The 19,323-nt window shown below is 73.8% G+C and carries 17 protein-coding genes; 8 read left to right on the top strand and 9 right to left on the bottom strand.

The window, feature by feature from the left end; translation table 11 throughout:
* The first annotated feature begins 175 nt into the window (after positions 1–175).
* Together ACGFIA_RS00185 and ACGFIA_RS00180 are read left to right on the top strand one after the other, a co-directional pair.
* Entirely contained in the window at positions 176–1,015 is an 840-nt protein-coding gene (locus ACGFIA_RS00185; RefSeq protein WP_357380669.1) for a DUF308 domain-containing protein, read from the top strand.
* A gap of 175 nt (positions 1,016–1,190) precedes the next feature.
* Positions 1,191–2,609, top strand: coding sequence for a trehalose-6-phosphate synthase (locus tag ACGFIA_RS00180; RefSeq protein ID WP_357380667.1), 1,419 nt, complete (start codon positions 1,191–1,193; stop codon positions 2,607–2,609).
* Between the two features lie 14 nt (positions 2,610–2,623).
* Here ACGFIA_RS00180 and ACGFIA_RS00175 read toward each other — a convergent pair whose 3' ends face one another.
* The 6 genes from ACGFIA_RS00175 to ACGFIA_RS00150 form a co-directional block, all read right to left on the bottom strand.
* The gene (locus ACGFIA_RS00175; protein WP_357469639.1) at positions 2,624–3,448 is read right to left on the bottom strand and encodes an alpha/beta fold hydrolase; all 825 of its coding nucleotides are present in this window, start codon (positions 3,446–3,448) and stop codon (positions 2,624–2,626) included.
* Positions 3,445–4,851: a flavin-containing monooxygenase gene (locus tag ACGFIA_RS00170; protein WP_393257588.1), complete on the bottom strand. Its 1,407-nt coding sequence runs from the start codon at positions 4,849–4,851 to the stop codon at positions 3,445–3,447. The genes ACGFIA_RS00175 and ACGFIA_RS00170 overlap by 4 nt, the downstream gene beginning before the upstream one ends.
* A 363-nt stretch (positions 4,852–5,214) precedes the next feature.
* Positions 5,215–5,913 carry an endonuclease/exonuclease/phosphatase family protein gene (locus tag ACGFIA_RS00165; protein WP_357380661.1) on the bottom strand — a complete coding sequence of 233 codons (699 nt, stop codon included), beginning with the start codon at positions 5,911–5,913 and terminating at the stop codon, positions 5,215–5,217.
* Between the two features lies 1 nt (position 5,914).
* Complete coding sequence (locus ACGFIA_RS00160) at positions 5,915–6,862, bottom strand: ROK family glucokinase (protein ID WP_357380658.1); 948 nt, start codon at positions 6,860–6,862, stop codon at positions 5,915–5,917.
* Between the two features lie 73 nt (positions 6,863–6,935).
* The gene (locus ACGFIA_RS00155) at positions 6,936–7,571 is read right to left on the bottom strand and encodes a hypothetical protein (RefSeq protein ID WP_357469642.1); all 636 of its coding nucleotides are present in this window, start codon (positions 7,569–7,571) and stop codon (positions 6,936–6,938) included.
* A gap of 40 nt (positions 7,572–7,611) precedes the next feature.
* Positions 7,612–8,067: an SRPBCC family protein gene (locus tag ACGFIA_RS00150; RefSeq protein WP_357469645.1), complete on the bottom strand. Its 456-nt coding sequence runs from the start codon at positions 8,065–8,067 to the stop codon at positions 7,612–7,614.
* A 165-nt stretch (positions 8,068–8,232) separates the two neighbouring features.
* Here ACGFIA_RS00150 and ACGFIA_RS00145 point away from each other — a divergent pair, with 165 nt between their 5' ends.
* From ACGFIA_RS00145 to ACGFIA_RS00125, 5 genes are all read left to right on the top strand, one after another.
* Entirely contained in the window at positions 8,233–10,035 is a 1,803-nt protein-coding gene (locus tag ACGFIA_RS00145) for an AMP-dependent synthetase/ligase (RefSeq protein WP_357469650.1), read from the top strand.
* Between the two features lie 14 nt (positions 10,036–10,049).
* Positions 10,050–11,744 carry a GAF domain-containing sensor histidine kinase gene (locus tag ACGFIA_RS00140; protein WP_357469653.1) on the top strand — a complete coding sequence of 565 codons (1,695 nt, stop codon included), beginning with the start codon at positions 10,050–10,052 and terminating at the stop codon, positions 11,742–11,744.
* Positions 11,745–11,751: 7 nt separating this feature from the next.
* Positions 11,752–12,420 (top strand): response regulator transcription factor, encoded by a 669-nt coding sequence (locus ACGFIA_RS00135; RefSeq protein WP_013287678.1) that lies wholly within the window; start codon positions 11,752–11,754, stop codon positions 12,418–12,420.
* Between the two features lie 195 nt (positions 12,421–12,615).
* Positions 12,616–13,428 (top strand): SAM-dependent methyltransferase, encoded by an 813-nt coding sequence (locus tag ACGFIA_RS00130; RefSeq protein ID WP_357476645.1) that lies wholly within the window; start codon positions 12,616–12,618, stop codon positions 13,426–13,428.
* Positions 13,421–15,181, top strand: a complete 1,761-nt coding sequence (locus ACGFIA_RS00125) for a putative bifunctional diguanylate cyclase/phosphodiesterase (RefSeq protein WP_393257580.1) — start codon at positions 13,421–13,423, stop codon at positions 15,179–15,181. The genes ACGFIA_RS00130 and ACGFIA_RS00125 overlap by 8 nt, the downstream gene beginning before the upstream one ends.
* A gap of 94 nt (positions 15,182–15,275) precedes the next feature.
* Here the strand turns inward: ACGFIA_RS00125 and ACGFIA_RS00120 are convergent, their stop codons facing one another.
* The 3 genes from ACGFIA_RS00120 to ACGFIA_RS00110 all read right to left on the bottom strand — a co-directional run bounded on the left by ACGFIA_RS00120 (position 15,276) and on the right by ACGFIA_RS00110 (position 18,820).
* The gene (locus tag ACGFIA_RS00120; protein WP_357380645.1) at positions 15,276–16,400 is read right to left on the bottom strand and encodes a glycosyltransferase family 4 protein; all 1,125 of its coding nucleotides are present in this window, start codon (positions 16,398–16,400) and stop codon (positions 15,276–15,278) included.
* Complete coding sequence (locus tag ACGFIA_RS00115) at positions 16,397–17,656, bottom strand: M48 family metallopeptidase (protein ID WP_357380643.1); 1,260 nt, start codon at positions 17,654–17,656, stop codon at positions 16,397–16,399. The genes ACGFIA_RS00120 and ACGFIA_RS00115 overlap by 4 nt, the downstream gene beginning before the upstream one ends.
* A 93-nt stretch (positions 17,657–17,749) precedes the next feature.
* Entirely contained in the window at positions 17,750–18,820 is a 1,071-nt protein-coding gene (locus ACGFIA_RS00110) for a hypothetical protein (RefSeq protein ID WP_357380641.1), read from the bottom strand.
* 224 nt (positions 18,821–19,044) lie between these two features.
* Here ACGFIA_RS00110 and ACGFIA_RS00105 point away from each other — a divergent pair, with 224 nt between their 5' ends.
* Positions 19,045–19,302, top strand: a complete 258-nt coding sequence (locus tag ACGFIA_RS00105) for a hypothetical protein (RefSeq protein ID WP_357380639.1) — start codon at positions 19,045–19,047, stop codon at positions 19,300–19,302.
* Positions 19,303–19,323 lie beyond the last annotated feature (21 nt).

The following is a 19,323-nucleotide window of genomic DNA, read 5'->3' as shown; positions in this document are numbered from 1 at the left end:
CCCGTGTCGGTGGCGGCGGACGGGTCGCCGCACGGCCCCGGAGCGCCGTCGGTGCCGGCGGGACACCGGGAAGAGAGCACGAACGACGAGCGGCACGCCACAACGCACTCCCGGAACCGGGTGCCGACGTGTCACGATTCAGGGCACGGGCAGGGATCGGCGAAGGGGGTGTCCGTTGTCAGGGGGCGGGCCCCGTCGGGGACGACGGGACAACGGGCTCGACGCGGCCGAGTACGCGGTCGCGGGCGACGTCGATCCACGCGTCGGCGAGCACCTGCTCGACGTGCTCGCCGCCGGTGGCATCGCGGCCTACCTCCAGCCCTCGGCCGACCTGAATCCGGTGACCCGCACCACCACCGTCCCGGCCCGCCCGGTCGACCGGCTCTACGTCGACAGGTCGCACCTGACCACCGCCCGCGACTACCTCACCCAGCTCGCCGACGAGGGCGGGGGTGACGCGCCGCGCGCCGACGAGCCGGACATCGAGGCCGAGTGGGCGAAGATCGTCGCCGGTTTCCACACCGCGCCGAGCGCCGGCAGCCACCCCTGGCCCGCAGCGGAGGACGTGGACGACCCGCCCGCGCCGGGCACCGTCGCCGGTGGCCGGGCCGAGGAGCCCGCCGGCCCGACCGCCACCGACGTACGCCGGCTGCCGTACGCGGCCGACGTCTCCGGCGTCTCGCTCAGCCGGGACCGGCACGACGAGCCCTCGCTGCTCGACGGCCTGGACACGTTCGGCGCGAACCTGCCCGACGAGGCGTCGGACGAGGAGCACTACACCCCGCCCCCGCCGCCCCCGCTGCCCCGCTTCTCCAAGTACGCGGTGCTCGGCGTGGCCTGCATCGTGCTCGGCTTCCTGCTGTTCCTCTCCCCCACCGTGGTGTCGCTGGTCGACCCGCAGGTGGTGACGCTGCTCGGCTTCACCGGCATCCTGGCCGGTTTCGTGATGCTGATCTGGCGGCTGCGTCCGGGCGACCGGGACGACCACGACCCGGACGACGGCGCGGTCGTCTGACCGCCGCGTCGCCGGGCGCTGCCCGGATGCCGGGACGCCGCGGGCCCTGGGCCGGGGCGTAACAAGCGTGTAACTTACAGTCAGTAGGAATAGGCTGAACGTCACGTCCCGCACCGGCTGTCCGGCTTGCGTCTCCTTCCGGGTCGCCGGTCCCCTGCTGAGCGGATTGCCCGAGATGCGACAGAGCCCCCTCGTGGTGGTGGCCAACCGCCTCCCCATCGACGACAGCGTGGCGCCCGACGGCGCCTTCGAGTGGCGCCGCAGCCCCGGCGGCCTGGTGAGTGCCCTGCACCCGCTGCTGCGGCACACGCCCGCGACCTGGGTGGGCTGGGCCGGCGGCACCGGCCCCGCACCCGAACTGCCGGACGTGGACGGCGTCCGGATGCACACGGTGCCGCTGAGCGCCGAGGACTTCCGCGACCACTACGAGGGCTTCGCCAACGCCACCCTCTGGCCGCTCTACCACGACGCCGTCGAACAGCCGGAGTACCACCGCCGCTGGTGGGAGGCGTACCAGCGGGTCAACCAGCGCTTCGCCGAGGCGGCGGCCCGGGTGGCCGAGCCGGGCGGTCTGGTCTGGGTGCAGGACTACCACCTCCAACTGGTGCCCGGCCTGCTCCGCGAGCTGCGCCCCGACCTGCGGATCGGGTTCTTCCTGCACGTGCCGTTCCCGCCGCCGGAACTGTTCATGCAGTTGCCCCGCCGGGCCGAGTTGCTCCGCGGCATGCTCGGCGCCGACCTGGTCGGCTTCCAGCGGGCCCAGGCCGCGCACAACTTCGCCCAGCTCGCCACCAAGGTGCTCGGCCTGCCCGCCACCGACCGGCGGATCGGCGTGGACGGCCGGGTGGTGCGCGTGGGCGCCTTCCCGGTCGCCATCGACACCGCCGAGATGTCCGCGCTCGCGTCACGTCCCGAGGTCGCCGAGCGGGCCCGCCGGCTCCGGCAGGACCTCGGCCAGCCGGAGCAGGTGATCCTCAGCGTCGACCGGATGGACTACACGAAGGGCATCGAGCAGCGCCTCAAGGCGTACCGCGAGCTGCTCGCCAACGGCGACATCAAGGTCCGCGACACGGTGCTGGTCCAGGTGGCGGTGCCCAGCCGCGACCGGGTGGCGCAGTACCAGATCCTGCGCGACCGGGTGGAGCACCAGGTCGGCCGGATCAACGGCGAGTTCGGCCGGGTCGGCGAGCCGGCGATCCACTACCTCACCCAGCCGTTCGACCGTGCCGAGCTGGTGGCGCTCTACCGGGTCGCGGACGTGATGGCGGTGACGCCGCTGCGCGACGGCATGAACCTGGTCGCGAAGGAGTACGTGGCGGCCCGGGTCGACGGCACCGGCGCGCTGCTGCTGAGCGAGTTCGCCGGCGCCGCCGCCGAGCTGGAGCAGGCGTACCTGGTCAACCCGCACGACCTCGACGGCCTCAAGCAGGGGTTGCTGGCCGCGTTGCGCGCCGGTCCGGAGGACGTGACGGCCCGGATGCGCGCGATGCGCGAACACCTGGCCCACAACGACATCCACGCCTGGGCGGCGTCCTACCTCAGCGCGCTGGAGGAGAGCGGAACGCTCGTCGGCCGCCGCCCCGCCACCAGGTGACCGGCGCCCGGCGCTCACCCGCTGGTGGGCGCCGGGTCCTTCTCCAGCCAGTCCAGGATGGCGTCGATCGGCTCCCGCCAGCGGGCGTCGAGCATCAGGTCGTGGCCCATGCCGGGGAACAGCAGCGGCGCCGAGGCGTACCGCCGGGCCGCCTTGGTCAGCGCCGTCGCCGGCAGCACCCGGTCGTCCGGGCTGCCGAGCACCAGCACCGGTGGCCGGCCCACCGCGGGCTCCGGTGACCGGCCGGTCAGCAGCTGCCACTGCGCCCGCCGCCCGGCGCGGCCCAGCCGGGCCAGGTGCCGCCGCGCGTCGGCGTCCGGCAGCTCCGGGCTGAACAACTGCCGCCGGTTGAGCCGCAGCCCGGCGCCGAACACCGCCGGCACCGTGCCGACCGGGTTGCGCCGCAACGCCGTACCGAACGTCGCCCAGCCGCCGAGCACCGGCGCCACCAGCACCGCGGCCCGCGCCGGGTAGCGGGCCAGCGCGTGCGCCACGACCCGGGCGCCTGCGCCGTGCCCCACCAGCACCGTCTGCCGCGGCAGGCTCGCCGCCACCTGCGTCACATCATGGGTGTACGAGCGCAGCGTCGCCTCCGGCGCCGGCTCGCTGCCGCCGTGCCCGCGCAGGCTCAGCGCGTACGCCGGGAAGCCGCGACCGGCGGCATGCCCCAGCCAGTGCTCGGCGAACGCCCACGCGCCGTGCCCGAACCCGGGCACGAACAGCAGCGGCGGCTTCGCCTCCTCCCGGTCCGGTACGGCGGCGAGCACCTCGCGGCGGGCGGGCCGCTCCGGGCGGGCCCACTCCCACGACCGGACCACCCGCACCCGCTCGGTCGTCATTTGGAGCCCTCCAGCTCGTGCAGCGCCCGCTGGAGCGCGCGCAGGTAGTCGGCGTGCCCGACCTCGAACCAGTGCCGGGTGCTGTCCTTGACCTTCGCCGAGTACCGCTCACCGAGACCGGCCCGGACCCTGCCGTCGAACGCGGCGGCCCGCTCCGGCCGGGTGGCGCGCAGCGTGAGCAGCCGGGCGAACAGCACGCTCTGCCAGTGCGAGATCGCGAAGATGCCGGAGTCCGGCTGCACCAGGCCGACCACGGCGAGCGTGGGATGACCGGCGGTGAACGCGTTGAGCCACAGCCGAGGCCGCCCGGAGCCGTCCTCGTCGCCGAGCACCCGGCCCTTGAGGAACTCGAAGCGCGGCAGGTAGCCGGTGGCGAAGACGACAAGCTCCGGGTCGATGCGCCGGCCGTCGGTCAGCTCCACCGCGCGGTCGTCGAACCGGGCCACGTCCGGCACCGGGGTGACCTCGCCGTGGCCGACGTAGTAGACGAGCTGGCTGTTGGCGATCGGGTGCGTCTCGTAGACCCGGTGGTCCGGCTTGGGCATGCCGAACCGGGTCAGGTCGCCGACGGTCAGCCGCAGCGTCCAGTGGTAGAGCCACTGCCGCACCCGCAGCGGCACCCGCAACGCCAGCAGCGTGTCGTTGACCTGGTCGGCGGGGCGGCCGAGGACGTACTTCGGGGCGTACCAGTAGCCACGTCTGGTGGAGTGCCAGCACTGCGACGCCTGCTGTGCGGCCTCCACCGCGATATCGCAGCCGGTGTTGCCGGCGCCGACCACGAGCACCCGCTTGCCGCGCAACTGAGCCGGGTCCTTGTAGGACGAGGCGTGCATGACCTCGCCGCGGAACTCCTCAAGCCCTTCGTAGCGAGGCAGCTTCGGCGACCAGTTGTGGCCGTTGGCGAGCACCACGGCGGCGTACCGGGAGGTGCGCTCGGGGCCGTAGCCGCCGGTGCTGCGCGTGGTCACGTCCCAGCGGTCCCCCTCGACCGGCTCGACGCGGACCACCTCGGTGCCGAACCAGATGTGCTGGCGCAGGTCGAAGTGGTCGGCGTACCGCTCGAAGTAGGACAGCAGCTGACTGTGGTGCGGGTAGTCCGGCCAGTCGTCGGGCATCGGGAAGTCGGGGAACTGGGTGAACGGCCGGGACGAGATCAGGTGCGTGCTGGCGTACACCGGACTGCGGTCGTGCCGCCAGTTCCAGGCGCCGCCGACACCCGTCTCCCGCTCGTAGCAGTCCACGCCGAAGCCGGCCTCACGCAGGTTCTTGACGGCGGTCAGACCGCTGGCGCCGGCGCCGATGACGCAGACCGTGTCGCCCCGGTCGGAGACCGGGCGCTCGTCACGGCTCGGTGCGACCGTCCGGTCCGGATCGGGGCGGCCGGGGTCGGTGGAGGAGGACACCGCGAAATCCTGCCGAGAATGCCCGCCGTTGTCCAGCCACCGATTCCGGCACCGCCCGCCCGCCCGGTGCCGTTGACAGAGCGTCACCGCAGAGCCGGTGACCGAGCGTGAGTGGACCGGCCGCGCCGAAGGCGTACACTCGTCGGCCCTTTGCTCTGCCGCCACTGACGCAGCACCGTCTTTAGCTGCGCTGATGTCTCGCGGCCGTTAGGCCGGACGCGACCCGCCGGTCACGGCGGGTAGCTGGTGCGTATGTGGCGGCAGAGCAAAGGCGGCGAAGCGGTACGCCTTCCGGCAGCCGATCACCTGACTGTGCGTAACGGCAGTCGCCCCGGCTGGGGCGTGCTCGGCGGTCCGCGCCGGTCAGGCGGTGGGCAGCAGCAGGTCGACCAGGACCGGGAAGTGGTCGCTGGCGCGGCGGGTCAGCGGTGTGTCCACCACGTCGTAATCCACGACGGTGATCCGGGGGTCGACGAACAGCGCGTCGATGCGGCGGCGCGGGTCGGCGCAGGAGAACGTGTGCCGGTCGGCCCGGTCGGCGGCGAGCGCCGTGTCGGTCAGCCCTTCGGCGAGGGTCTGCCAGGCCGGGCCGTCCGGGCCCTCGTTGAGGTCCGCGCCGGCCACCACGGGCAGCGTGGACGCGGCCAGCTCCCGCTTGAACGCCGCCGCCTGGGCGGGCCGTTCGGCCGGGTCGGTGGACAGGTGCGAGCCGGCCAGCAGCACCTCGACGCCGCCGACGCGGCACTGCGCGTACGCGGCGCCGCGCATGTGCCGCCCGGGCGTCAGCGGGTACTGCTGGCACCTGGTGTCGGTGACCCGCACCCGCAGGCTGGTCAGCAGCACGTTGCCCAGCGACGGCAGGCCACCGGCGGCCACCACCATGCCGAACGACTCGGCCAGCGCGGCGCACTTCTGCCGCCACCGGAACCGGCGCGGTCCCTCCTGGACGATCACCACGTCCGGCGCCGCCGTCCGGACCACCTCGGCCAGGGCGGCGGTGTCGTCGCGCTGGCTGTGGATGTTGTACGACACCACCCGCAGCGGCACACCCGCGTCAGTCATGTCAGATCCGCCGGGCCAGGTCGGCGGCGCCGATGACGCCTGCGGTGTTGCCCAGCTCGGCCGGGCGCACCTCGGCGACGGGCAGGCGGCTGCGCTGGGCCAGTGCGTCGGCGAACGACCGCCGGGTCGGGCCGAGCAGCAGGTCACCGGCGTCGATCACGCCGCCGCCCACCACCAGCACCTGCGGGTCGAGGATCTGCGCCATGTCGGCGAGGCTGGTGCCGAGCCAGCGGCCGACCTGGGCGAACGCCTCGGTGGAGACCGGGTCGCCGCCCTTGGCCGCGGCGGTCACCATCGGACCGGTGATCGTCTCGGCCTCGCCTCCGGCCAGCTCCAGCAACGCGGTGGCCCGGTGCGGCTCCTGCCGGGCGGCGGCGCGTGCGAAGCGGACCAGGGCGCTGCCGCTGGCGTACTGCTCGATGCAGCCCAGCCGGCCGCAGCCGCACTGGTGGCCGTCCGGCACGGTGAGCATGTGGCCCAGTTCGGCGGCGATGCCGTTGGCGCCGCGGACCAGGTCACCGCCGAGCACGATGCCGCCGCCCACGCCGGTGCCGATGGTGAACATGACCATCGAGTCGTCGGCGTCGCGGGCCGCGCCGTAGCGGAACTCCGCCCAGGCGGCCACGTTCCCGTCGTTCTCCACGATCACCGGCAGGCCGGTGGCGTCGCCGACGTACGTGCGCAGCGGCTCGTCCCGCCAGGCCAGGTTCGGCGCGAACAGCACTGTGGAGCGGGAGGCGTCGATCCAGCCGGCGGCGCCGATGCCGACCGCCTCCACGGCGTGACCGGCGGCCAGCTCGGTGACCACCTCGATGATGACGTCGCGGGTCTTCGCCACGTCGTCGGCGGGGGTGTCCCGTCGCGTCTGCACGAGTACCGTGCCGGCGTCGTCCACGACACCGCCGGCCACCTTCGTGCCACCGACGTCGACTCCGATGGTCAGCGTCACCGCTGCCACTCCCCTCTGCTGTGCTGCCCGCGAACCGGCCGAACCGGCCGTACGGTCCCGGGATGTCCGGTGGTCAGGCCCCGTCGCCTGGTGCGTCCGCGCCCACCTCGCCGGACGCCCGCGAGGCGGGCACCACGGGACGGCCGGCCGGTGACCGGCTCGTGTCCGGCTCCGGCGGCCCGGCGGCGTCGGCGTCGGCACCCGAATCGGCCGCGCCCTCCCCCCGGGTGGCGGCGGACCACACGTCCTGCTCGGGTGCCGGCTGAGAATCATGCCCGGTGCGGGTCGCCTCGCGCCACACGTGGTCCCCGGATCCGGCCGGAGCGGCAGGGCCGTCGTCGGCCGTTCGCTCCGGCTCGGCCGGGTTGAACGCGCGCAGCAGGCTGGCCACCCCGGCCGCCAGGTCCCCGGCGCCGGTGGCGAGCCGCTCGGTGAATTCCGGACTCGGGTCGCGCAAGGCGGCGATACCGCGACAGACAGGACAGACACAGCATTCCGGGGAGCCGGTGGCGAAACCGGCACTGCCGGACGGTTCCGGGGCGGGACCGGCGCCCGGCGGGGTGTGACCGAGGACACCGGAGAGGATCCCACCGAGCGGACCCCAGGCGCCGGAGCCGGGCGCGGCGGCGGCCAGCTTCGCACCGGCGAGCAGGGTGGCGACGAGGCGCTCGGCCTCTTCCCGGGCCGAACCCGGATCAGTGGTGCCCATGGTTCGGCTCCTTCAGCGTGACTACCGGGACGACGATCGGTCAGTGCGCCGCACCGGGTGCTTCTACCCGGCGCTTCAGCTGCTTCAACGCCGCGTCCATGATCATTTTCTCGGCCTTGCGGCGGAACATGCCGAGCATCGCCACGGACAGCTCCACCTCGAGCGTGTACGTCACCGTGGTCGTCCCGTCCGGGTTGCCCACCAGGTCGTACGAGCCGCGCTGGGAGCGCTGCATCTTCGACGGGGCGACCAGGTGCCACTCGATCCGGGAGATGTCCTCGGCGTACTCGTAGGCCAGCACGTACTCGTCGGCCATCACGCCCGCGTCGAGGGTGAACCGGACCTGGCTGGCGTAGCCGTCCTCGTACTCCTCGATCACCTCGGCCCGGCGTACCGCCTCGGCCCACTCGGGATAGCTCGGGAAGTCGCAGATAACGGCCGCCACCCGGTCCGGTGACGCGCCGATGATGATCGACTGGGTGGAGGAGTCCGCCATGGGGGGAGGCTACCCGGCCGCGTCCCGGCCGGTCCCGCTCCACCCGCCGGACGGCGTCTCACCAGCCGGGCGGGCAACCTCCCTGGCAGACCCCCCGGGGTGTGCGGGTAGGTTTCGACAGAGCCGACCAGGCCGGCCCCGCCGGTAGAGCACGAGGGAGTGCAGGTGCGCGAGTTCTCCGTCCCGCCGATCGTCACCGTCGGCGACGCGGCCAACCTGACCGACCCGGTCTGGGAAAACGCCGAGGTCGCCCCGGACACCGTGCAGTTCGTCCGCCCCGGCGCGGGGACGGCGGCGCGCGAGGAGGTGACCTGCCGCCAGTTCCGCGACGAGGTGGTGGCGCTGGCGCAGGGCCTGATCGCCGCGGGTGTCTCCCCCGGCGACCGGGTCGGCCTGATGAGCCGCACCCGCTACGAGTGGACGCTGTTCGACTACGCGATCTGGGCGGCCGGCGCGGTGACCGTGCCGATCTACGAGACGTCCAGCGCCGAGCAGGCCGCCTGGATCCTCGGCGACTCCGGCGCCGTCGCCGTGGTGGTGGAGAGCACCGCGCACGCCACCCTGGTCGCCGGTGTCCGGGACCGGCTGCCGGACCTGCGCGAGGTCTGGCAGATCGAGCTGGGCGCGGTCGGCGAGCTGGTCGCCTCCGGCGCGTCGGTGGACCCGGCCGAGGTGGCGACCCGCCGCTCGCTGCTCAAGGCCGACGACGTCGCCACGATCATCTACACCAGCGGCACCACCGGCCGGCCCAAGGGCTGCGTGCTGACCCACCGCAACATCTACACCGACATCGCCAACGCGGTGCCGGTGCTGCCGAACCTGTTCCGCCAGGGCGCCTCGACGCTGCTGTTCCTGCCGCTCGCGCACGCCTTCGCCCGGCTCATCCAGGTCGGCGTGGTGCACGCCCGCGCCACCATGGCGCACTGCGCGGACACCAAGAACCTGGTCGCCGAGCTCCAGGACTTCAAGCCGACGTTCGTGCTCTCCGTACCCCGGGTCTTCGAGAAGGTCTACAACGGCGCGCGGCAGAAGGCCGAGGCCGAGGGGAAGGGCAAGATCTTCGACCGGGCGGAGAAGGTCGCCATCGCGTGGAGCGAGGCGCAGGAGCTGCCCGGCGGCCCCGGCCTGGGCCTGCGCGCGCAGCACGCCCTCTTCGACAAGCTGGTCTACCGCAAGCTGCGGGCGGCGATGGGCGGCCGGTGCCGCGACGCCATCTCCGGCGGCGCGCCGCTGGGCGCGCGGCTCGGGCACTTCTTCCGCGGCGTCGGGGTGACCATCTGCGAGGGGTACGGCCTGACCGAGACCTCCCCGGCCGCCGCCGCCAACCTCCCCACCGGCACCCGGATCGGCACCGTCGGCCGCCCCCTGCCCGGCGTCACCATCCGCATCGACGACGACGGCGAGGTCCTCATCGCCGGCGACATCGTCTTCCAGGGCTACTGGCACAACGAGGCGGCCACCGCCGAGGCGATCAGCGCCGACGGCTGGTTCCGCACCGGCGACCTCGGGCACCTCGACGACGACGGCTACCTGAGCATCACCGGCCGCAAGAAGGAGATCATCGTGACCGCCGGCGGCAAGAACGTCGCCCCGGCGGTGCTGGAGGACCAGGTCCGGGCGCACCCGCTGATCAGCCAGTGCGTGGTGGTCGGCGACCGGCAGCCGTTCATCGCCGCGCTCGTCACCATCGACGAGGAGGCGCTGCCGAAGTGGCTGGCCGGGCAGGGCCGCCCGGAGACCACGAGCATCGCCGAGCTGCGCGAGGACGCGGCGCTGCGCGCCGAGGTCCAGGGCGCGATCGACCAGGCCAACCAGGCGGTCTCCAAGGCCGAGGCGATCAAGGTGTTCCGGATCCTGCCGCAGGACTTCACCGAGACCACCGGTGAGCTGACCCCGTCGCTGAAGGTCAAGCGGCAGGTCGTGCACAAGACGTACGCCTCGGAGATCGCGGAGATCTACCAACGCTGACTACGATCCGTCACGTGCCCGCCTCCACATCCGGCCAGCCGCAGACGCAGCCCCTCGCGGTCGCGGCCCGCGCGGTCCTCCTCGCGCTGGTCGCCGCCCTGACCCTGTTCGCCACCCGCGACCCCGCCCAGCTCTGGTGGATCGCCCTGCTGGGCGTCGCGGGGCTGCCCGCCGTGCTCGCCCCGCAGCACCGGCTGCTCACCTCGATCAGCCGGTTCGCCGAGGTGGTGGTGCTCGGGCTGGCCGCCAGCCAGGTCGCCGCCGACACCCATCTCACCGGTGTCACCGGCGGGGTGGGCGCCTCGGCGGTGCTGCCGTACCTCGCCGTGCCGGTCACCGTAACCGCGCTGAGCCGCCGGTTCCGCGAGGGCGCCGCGCTGCTCGTGGTCGCGGCGGCGACGCTGCTTGCCAGTGCCGCGTTCACCAAGGTCGACGGCGGGCCGCAGCTCGGCCAGGTCGGCTACCTCACGGTCTGCGCCCAGTGGCTGATCCTGGCCGGGCTCGGCCTCTACACCGCGGGCACGCTCCAGCGCGTCATGCGGGTGCGCGGCGAGGGCAAACCCCAGCCGTACGCCGAGGCGACCCGACTGCTCACCCAGCTCCGTACGGTGGCCCGGCAGTTGCCCGGCGCGACCCTGGACCCGGGTGGCATCTCCGAGCACCTGCTGGAGGAGCTGCGGGTGGTGGCCAAGACCGACCGGGGCGCGGTGCTGTCCGCCAGCGGCGGCGGCCGGCTCGTGGTGCTCGCGCAGATCGGCGCGGACCGGGTGGACTGGGAGACCACGCTCGACGCCGACTCGGCCATCGCCGACGCCTGGGCCAGCCAGCAGCCGACCGTCTCGTCGCGCTCGCAGGCCCGGTCGCGGCGCTCCGGCGAGGTGTCCGCGCTGATCGTCCCGCTGGTGGCGGGCGTACGCACTGTCGGCCTGGTGGTGATCGAGGCGGACACCGCCGCCGCGTACCCGCCGCCGGTGGTGTCCCGGGTGACGGCGCTGACCGGCCCGGCGGCGCTGCGGCTGGAGGCGGCGCTGCTCTTCGACGAGGTGCGCTCGCTGGCCACGAACGAGGAGCGGCAGCGGCTGGCCCGGGAGATCCACGACGGGGTCGCCCAGGAGCTGGTCATGGTCGGCTACGGCATCGACAACGCGCTGGCCACCGTGCACGAGGACGCGGACGAGACCGCCGACTCGCTGCGTACGCTGCGCCAGGAGGTCACCCGGGTGATCACCGAGCTGCGGCTGAGCCTGTTCGAGCTGCGCAGCGAGGTGGACCGGCACGGCGGCCTGGCCGCCGCCATCGCCGAGTACGCCCGCACCGTCGGCGCCTCCGGTGGCCTGCGGGTGCACCTGTCACTCGACGAGTCCACCGCCCGGCTGCCCGCCGCCACCGAGGCCGAGTTGCTGCGGATCGCGCAGGAGGCGGTGACGAACGCCCGCAAGCACGCCGGCGCCTCGAACCTGTGGGTCACATGCGAGGTGGATCCCCCGTTCGCCCGAATCGAAGTGTCGGATGACGGTCACGGCATCGGTGACCAGCGCCCGGACGGGCACTATGGCCTTGCGATCATGGCGGAGAGGGCGGAACGTATCCGAGGCCGGTTGGAGATCAGGCCGCGGCAGCCGAGTGGGACGACTGTGGCGGTGGTGCTCGGTTCGTCGCCCCGGCGCGATAAGGTGCGCGGCAGCGCCGCAGCAGCAGAAGGGGAGTAACCCGAGGATGACCAGCAGTCCGACACCGGCCACCCGTACCAAGGTTCTCCTGGTCGACGACCACGACCTCATCCGCAAGGGGCTGCGTCACGCGTTCGAGCGCGACCGTCAGTTCGAGGTCGTGGGCGAGGCCGCCACCGCCGCGGAGGGCGTGCGCCAGGCCGGCGCGCTCCAGCCCGACGTGGTGATCATGGATCTGCGCCTGCCCGACGGCAGCGGCCTGGAGGCCACCCGCGCCCTGCGCAAGTCCAGCGCGTCAATGGGCATCGTCGTGCTCACCATGTACGCCGGCGACGACCAGCTCTTCGGCGCCCTGGAGGCGGGTGCGAGCGCGTTCGTGCCGAAGACCGCCCCGGCCGACGAGGTGGTGGCCGCCGCCCGGCACGCCGCCTCCTCCCCCAGCGCGTTCACCGCCGCCGACCTGGCCGAGGCGATGAAGCGCCGGCTGGCGCCGTCCGGCCCGCAGCTGTCCCCCCGCGAGGGCCAGGTGCTGCGCCTGCTCGCCGACGGCATGAGCGTGGCCGGCATCGCCAAGCAGCTGTTCGTCAGCGAGTCGACCGCCAAGACCCACATCTCCAAGCTCTACGAGAAGCTGGGCGCGGCCAACCGGGCGCAGGCGCTGATGACCGCGCTGCGGCTGGGGCTCCTGGAGGCCCCGGACGCCCCGAAGTTCTGACGCACCGCCGCGAGAGGCCCGGTCCGCCACGGACGCGGGCCTCTCGCGGCGTTCACGCCATGCGTGGTCGCGTACGGTGAACGGCCGGACGCGTAGCGACGGCGGTCTTTGCACCGCGACGGCGGAGGGGCAGAATACCCGGGTGGTCCACGCGGCGGCGGGGACCGCGTGTCGCCGACACCCGAGGGGCAGGACATGCAGCGGCCGGACTGGGCACCCGAGACGATCGACATCGAGCGCCCCAGCGTCGCCCGGATGTACGACTACTACCTCGGCGGCTCGCACAACTTCGCGGCCGACCGGGCGGCCGCCCGCGCGATGGTGGAGGCGGTGCCGGAGGCGCCGCTGATGGCCCAGGCCAACCGCGCGTTCCTGCGCCGGGCGGTGCAATACCTGGCCCAGGCCGGCGTCCGCCAGTTCCTGGACATCGGCTCGGGCATCCCGACCGTCGGCAACGTGCACGAGATCGCCCAGCGGATCGATCCGGAGTCGCGCGTGGTCTACGTCGACGTGGATCCGGTGGCGGTGGCGCACAGCCAGGAGATCCTGGCCGGCAACGGGAACGCCACCGTGCTCCAGGAGGATCTGCGCAGGCCGGAGGCGATCCTGGCGCACCCGGAGGTCACCCGGCTGCTGGACTTCACCGAGCCGGTCGCCGTGATGATCGTGGCGGTGCTGCACTTCATCCCGGACGCCGACCGCCCCGAGGAGATCCTGCGGAAGCTGCGCTCGGCGCTGGCGCCCGGCAGTCACCTGGTGCTCTCCCAGGCGAGCGAGGACGGCCGTGCCGGCACCGGCGAGCGGGCCGAGGCGGAACGGGTCTATCGGCGCACCGACAGCCGGCTCTGGATCCGCAGCCGGGCCGAGCTGACCGCGCTGTTCGACGGCTTCGAGCTGGTCGACCCGGGCGTGGTGTGGGTGCCGCAGTGGCGGCCGGACTCCCCCGACCAGGCGGAGAACGCCGAGCGGGCCGTCTTCATGGGCGGGGTGGGGCGGCTCGGTGCGTGACGACGCGGCCCCCTGCCGCCCGGGCGTCTTCGCCCGGGCCTGGGCCAAGGCGGTCTCCGGCACCAGCTACCTGCCGATGACCCAGTCGCAGCTCGAGGAGATGCTGCAACGGCTCACCGAGCGGCTGGCCGAGGCGCTGCGTGCCGAGCCGTTCGACCTGCGGATCGGCCAGCAGGTCGGCGCGGAGCTGGTGCAGGCGCACATCGCCTCCGCGGAAGGGCTGGGCCGCACCGTCGAGGTGATCCAGCTGCGCCTGGTCCGCGACCTCGACCTGGTCGTCGACGACGTCGAGGACCGGATGGCGCGGCTGCTCGCCACGGTGGCCACCGGGTACGCCCGCGCCCTGCGCGACCGCACGCTCGACGAGCAGGAGTCCATCCGCCGGGCCGCCATGATGGCCCGGGCGCAGGCGGAACGGGCACTGCGCGACAGTGAGGCCCGGTTCCGGCACCAGGCCACCCACGACCCGCTCACCGGCCTGCCGAACCGCACGCTGTTCACCGAACGGCTGACCGACGCGATCACCGCGCCCGGGCGGGGCGCCGACCGGGTCGGTGTCTGCTTCCTCGACCTGGACCGGTTCAAGGTCGTCAACGACTCCCTCGGCCACCAGGTCGGCGACTCGCTGCTGGTGACAGTGGCCCAGCGCCTGCACCGGGCGCTCGGTGAACACCTGGTGGCCCGACTCGGCGGCGACGAGTTCGTGATCCTCGTGGAACGCACCGCCGGCACCGACGACGCGGTGAAGGTCGCCGAGGCGGCGCTGGCGACGGTACGCGAGCCGGCGCTCGTCGAGGGCCACGAGCTGACCGTGTCCGCGAGCATCGGCATCGTGGAGCGGCCGGTCGCGGGCACCTCGCCGATGGATCTGATGCGCGCGGCCGACAGCACGCTGCACTGGGCCAAGGCCGCCGGCGGGGCCCGCTGGTCGTTGTTCGACGCCGACCGCAACCGAAGGGAGCTGGCCCGGTACGCGCTGTCCGCGGCGATTCCCGCCGCGCTGGACCGGGGCGAGTTCTACCTCGACTACCAGCCGCTGACGTCGTTGCGTGACGGGCGGGTGCTCGGCATGGAGGCGCTGGTGCGCTGGCGTCACCCGGAGCTGGGTGTGCTGCGGCCGGACAGCTTCATCCCGCTGGCCGAGGAGACCGGGTTGATCGTCCGGCTCGGCAGCTGGGTGCTGGCCGAGGCGTGCCGCGAGGCGGGCAGCTGGCCGGGCGTGGACGGGGACGCGCCGTTCGTCAGCGTCAACCTCGCCGTCCGGCAGTTGCACCGCAGCGACCTGGTGACCGAGGTACGCGGCGTGCTCGGGCACACCGGCCTGCCGCCGCACCGCCTGCAACTGGAGATCACCGAGAGCACCATGATGAGCACTGTGGTCGAGCCGGTGCGGGCCCTGCGGGTGCTCCGCGACCTCGGTGTCCGGATCGCCATAGACGACTTCGGCACCGGATACTGCAACCTCGCGTACCTGCGGGACCTGCCGGTCGACGAGTTGAAGGTGGCGGGCGAGTTCGTGACCGGCCTGCGCGCGCCGGGCAGCCGCACCGACGAGCGGATCCTCGCCTCGCTCGTCGCGCTGGCCCACGCGCTGGACCTCACCGTCACCGCCGAGGGCGTGGAGACGGCCGACCAGGCCGACCGGCTGCGCGCGATCGGCTGCGACGCCGGTCAGGGCTGGCACTTCGGCCGTCCCGGCGCGGCCGCGCCGCACCTGGGCCGGGTACCCGCCCACGTAGACGCCGCCTCCTGACCCGGCCGGCGCCGCTCCTGGCCGGCCGGCCCGCCGCCTGATCCGGCCCGCGCCGCCTGCTCCAGCCGGCGCGCGGGATCCGGCCAGCGCGCGGTCAGCCGGCCAGCAGGGCGGCCATCCGCTGCGCCTGCGTCTCCCAGCGCCATTCCCGCTCCACCCAGGCACGGCCGGCGGCGCCGAACTGCCGGGCCAGATCCCGGTCGGCGAGCAGCGTGGCCACCCGGTCGGCGAGCTGCGCCACGTCCCGGCCGCCGACGACGTACCCGGTCTCCCCCTCGCGGACCGCGTCCGGGGCGCCACCGGAGTCGCCGGCCACCACCGGCAGTCCGGTAGCGCTCGCCTCCAGGTAGACGATCCCGAGACCCTCCACGTCCAGGCCCCGGTTGCGGGTGCGGCACGGCATCGCGTAGACGTCGCCGGCCGCGTAGTGGGCGGGCAGCTCGGCCGAGGGCACCGACCCGGTGAAGACCACGTCGCGTTCCAGCCCGGTCTGCCGGGCCAGCTTCTCCAGCGTCGAGCGGTACGGTCCGCCGCCGACCACGAGCAGCGCGGCGTCGGGCACCCGGCGGCGGATCGCCGGCAGCGCGCGGATCAGCATGTCCTGGCCCTTGCGGGGCACCAGCCGTGACACGCACACCACCACCGGGCGGTCGGCCAGCCCGAGCCGCGATCGGACCTGCCGGCCGTCGACGTCCGGGTGGTAGGTGTCCACGTCCACGCCGGGTGCGAGCCGCCGCAGCTCGGTCAGCCCGTCCAGCACGCGGGCCAGCCGCTCCCGGGTGTACTCGCCGAGGTAGGTGGTCACGTCCACGCCCCGGCCGATCCGGCGCAGCGCCGACCGGGCGCCGGGCAGCGCCGCCCAGCCGACCTCGTGCCCGTGGGTCAGCGCCACCGCCCGGCGGATCCCGGCCCGCCGCCGCAGGCCCGCGGCGAGCAGCCCCAGCGGGGCCGCCGCGCCGAACCAGACGGTGTCGCAGTCGTACGCGCGGGCCAGCCGCGCCGCCCGCCGGGCGATCAGCGGGGTGGGCAGCAGCACCCTGGTCCGCTCCCGGACCACCTCGAACGGCTGGTCGGCGTCGAACTTCTCCGCACCACGCCAGCTCGACGCGTACACCACGACCGAGCCGGGCGGCTGGCGCACCGCCAGGTTGTGGACGAACGACTGGATGCCGCCGGGGCGCGGCGGGAAGTCGTTGGTGATCAGCAAGGTGCGGCTCATCGGCCGTGCTCCCTGGCGTAGGCGCGGGCGGCGGCCATCCGCTCCACGGTGGACGGGTGGGTCGCCGACCAGAGGCGCTCCCAGCGCGGCGGGTCGGGGTCGGCCAGGTTGACCCCGGCCAACCGCCGCTGCATCGCCTCGAACGTCGCGGGGTCGCCGGTGAGCGCCAGCGCGTGGGCGTCGGCCCGGGACTCGATCCGGCGGGAGACGAGCGCCTGTGCCGGCGTGGCGAGCAGGCCGGCGACCGTGACCAGCGCGATCAGCAGCGGGAACGCCCGGGGCTGGGCGATCGAGTCGACGCCCGCGAGCCGCAGCAGCGGCGTCCAGGACCCGATCAGGTAGAGCGCCACCACCGCGGCGGCGGCGCCGAGCGCGCCGAGCAGCGTGCCGGTCCACACGTCCCGGTCCTTGGCGTGCCCCAGCTCGTGGGCGACCACGCTGGTCACCTCCGCCGGCTCGGCCTCGCGCAGCAGCGTGTCGTAGACGACCACCCGGCGCGTCGGGCCGAGCCCGGAGACGTAGGCGTTCACCGCGCTGGTACGCCGGGACGCGTCGGCGACGAGCACGTCGCGCACCGGCACGCCGTCCCGGGCGGCCATCGCGGTCAGCTCGCTGCGCAGCGGGCCCGGCTCCATCGGGGTGAACCGGTTGAACACCGGCTCGACGAGCACCGGCAGCACGAACGACAGCACCACCACGAGGACGGCCGCGCCGGCCGCGCCGAACGCCCACCACCAGCGCGGGGCGAGCCGGACCACGGTGTAGAAGCCGAGCAGGACCAACGCGCCGATCACCGCGCTGACCGCGTACGACTTGAGCAGGTCGACCGCCCAGCCACCCCAGCTCTGGGTGCTCAGCCCGTAGCGGACCAGCACGGTACGGCGCCAGGCCGCGAACGGCAGCGTGAGCAGGTCGGCGAGGAACATGACGGCCAGCCCGCCGAGCACCGCCTGCGCGACCCAGTGCCCGCCGAAGGGCCGGCCGACCAGTTCGACCAGGCGGCCGCCCAGCGGGGTCAGCCCGAGCAGCAGCGCCACCACCAGCCCGACCGCGAGCGCCGACCAGGCCGCCGGACGCAGCGCGCCGTGGAACTCCCGGCCCCGGGCCACCTGCCCGGCCGGAAGGTCCCGCAGCGCCGCGAGCTGGTCGGCCCGGGGCGCCGGCGGCCGGCTCCACGGCACCAGCAGCACCACCGCCACGAGCAGCGCGACCGCCAGGCCGCCCAGGGTCAGCAGCGCCCAGGCACGCGGGGTCACCGAATCACCCCGCCGTGGTACCCCGTCCGCGTCATGCCGCTCCCCTCCCGCCGTGACCGCCCATCATATTGACCGGCGGCGCACCGCCCTGCCTCAGTCCCGACGGGCGTGCGCCGCCGCCGCGACGAAGGCCGCCGCCGCATGGATCACCACGAGTCCCGCGACGGCCCAGACGGGTGTGGGGGCGCCGGCGCAGATGAGGCCCACGGTGACGGGGATTCCCAGCAGCACCAGAAGGATCGCGCCGCCGAGGTAGCCGCTGCGCGGTGGGTCGTACCGGGCGCGGTCCACCGCTGCGGCCGGAACGAGGTCGGCCTTGGCTTCCAGGTACGCGCTTGCCCGTGCAAGCTGTGAAGCCCTGCGGCCGGCCTCGGCGCGTACGCGGGCGAATTCATCCCCGTACGCCGCGAGACCGGTGTGCTGAGGATCGACCGCGTACCAGCCGGTGTGCTGGGCGAGGTCGTAGGCGGCACGGATCTGGGCGGCGAGTGTCTGCCATTCCCTGACGCCGGTCCGTGTTCCGAGTTCGGAGAGCCGGTTCAGGACGACGGTGAGATCCGCGTCGCCACGGTTGCCGGCCGGGATCGGGTCGTTGGTGAAGAGCAGGACGAGCCGCCTCAGGTAATCGGTGAGATCGGCCCAGCACTCCGCCGCGTTCCGTCCGTTCTTCTCCGTCGCCGTCGGCAGCTCCTCGTCGAGTTCGGCCAGCAGTGGCTCGGCTTTGAGCAGAGCGAGCCGGCGCTGTTCCAACTGCCTGACGCCAATGGCACGCAGCAGTGTCTCCGCGTCCGCGGCCGCCTCCCTCAGCGCCGCGCGGTCCGGCGACTCACCGCGTTTGGGGAGCAGGTCCTGCCGCCCCGCCGCTTCCAGGTGCAGGTAGGCCAGTCCCCACCTGAGATTCCACTCTTCTTCGTCACCGCCGCAGTACTTGGCCACGGCCACCACGACGGCACGCGACTTGAGCACCTCACCCCGGCAGGCACCTGCCACGCCCTCGACAGAGCGGTAGATCGCCCGGGCGACCTCGTCGAACGACCGGTCGCCCACCAACGCGCGGAGGTCTTCCGCGAGCACTCGCAGGTGCGGATCGAGACCCGCGCGGTCGAGTGGCTTGCGCGGGCGCCCGCGCTTCCCGCCGTGCTGCACCGCCATCTGCTGACCCATCGAGGCAGGAGGAACGGATGCCCTGTCGGCCTCAGGCTACGCGCGGGAGCAATCGGCCGGCGTTCCGGAGCGCCGGCCGCCGCTCCGTGGAAAATTCCTGACCTGCGCTTTCTGCGCGCTCGCGCAGGCGTGGAAAAAGCTCGGCTCTCAGCCCGTCCGGCTGCGGCTACAACCGAATCACACCCCCCGAGCGGCGGGGCAGAGGACTCTCGAAAGGCAAGGCCATGAGCACGGACCGGACGCTGCACCGCAGCCGCCATCTCGACGTGATCGTCTTCCTGGCCGTTCTGGCCACCGGCATCCTGCTGACTCTCATCGGCACCCCGACCAGCGACCTGGTGACGATCGCCACCGCCCTCTCCGGGCTCTATCACACCTGGAACACCAGGCGGCTCGCCCCGCTTCCGTCGGCGAAGCAGACCCGAGACCGGACGGTGCCGGCTGACCCGAAGGGGCCGCGGCCGGACCCGCGCCGACGGTGACCCGCGGACCCTCGCCTCGGC

This window comes from Micromonospora sp. NPDC049203 (assembly GCF_043197215.1).
GTDB lineage: Bacteria > Actinomycetota > Actinomycetes > Mycobacteriales > Micromonosporaceae > Micromonospora.
The sequence above is the reverse complement of the archived record's forward strand: the minus strand, read 5'-3'. Positions and strand labels throughout refer to the sequence as shown.

Coding starts and splice junctions, on each gene's coding strand:
- ACGFIA_RS00180 (WP_357380667.1), top strand. CDS start 1,191: ATGCGACAGAGCCCCCTCGTGGTGGTGGCCAACCGCCTCCCCATCGAC.
- ACGFIA_RS00175 (WP_357469639.1), bottom strand. CDS start 3,448: ATGACGACCGAGCGGGTGCGGGTGGTCCGGTCGTGGGAGTGGGCCCGC.
- ACGFIA_RS00165 (WP_357380661.1), bottom strand. CDS start 5,913: ATGACTGACGCGGGTGTGCCGCTGCGGGTGGTGTCGTACAACATCCAC.
- ACGFIA_RS00155 (WP_357469642.1), bottom strand. CDS start 7,571: ATGGGCACCACTGATCCGGGTTCGGCCCGGGAAGAGGCCGAGCGCCTC.
- ACGFIA_RS00150 (WP_357469645.1), bottom strand. CDS start 8,067: ATGGCGGACTCCTCCACCCAGTCGATCATCATCGGCGCGTCACCGGAC.
- ACGFIA_RS00135 (WP_013287678.1), top strand. CDS start 11,752: ATGACCAGCAGTCCGACACCGGCCACCCGTACCAAGGTTCTCCTGGTC.
- ACGFIA_RS00130 (WP_357476645.1), top strand. CDS start 12,616: ATGCAGCGGCCGGACTGGGCACCCGAGACGATCGACATCGAGCGCCCC.
- ACGFIA_RS00120 (WP_357380645.1), bottom strand. CDS start 16,400: ATGAGCCGCACCTTGCTGATCACCAACGACTTCCCGCCGCGCCCCGGC.
- ACGFIA_RS00110 (WP_357380641.1), bottom strand. CDS start 18,820: ATGGGTCAGCAGATGGCGGTGCAGCACGGCGGGAAGCGCGGGCGCCCG.
- ACGFIA_RS00105 (WP_357380639.1), top strand. CDS start 19,045: ATGAGCACGGACCGGACGCTGCACCGCAGCCGCCATCTCGACGTGATC.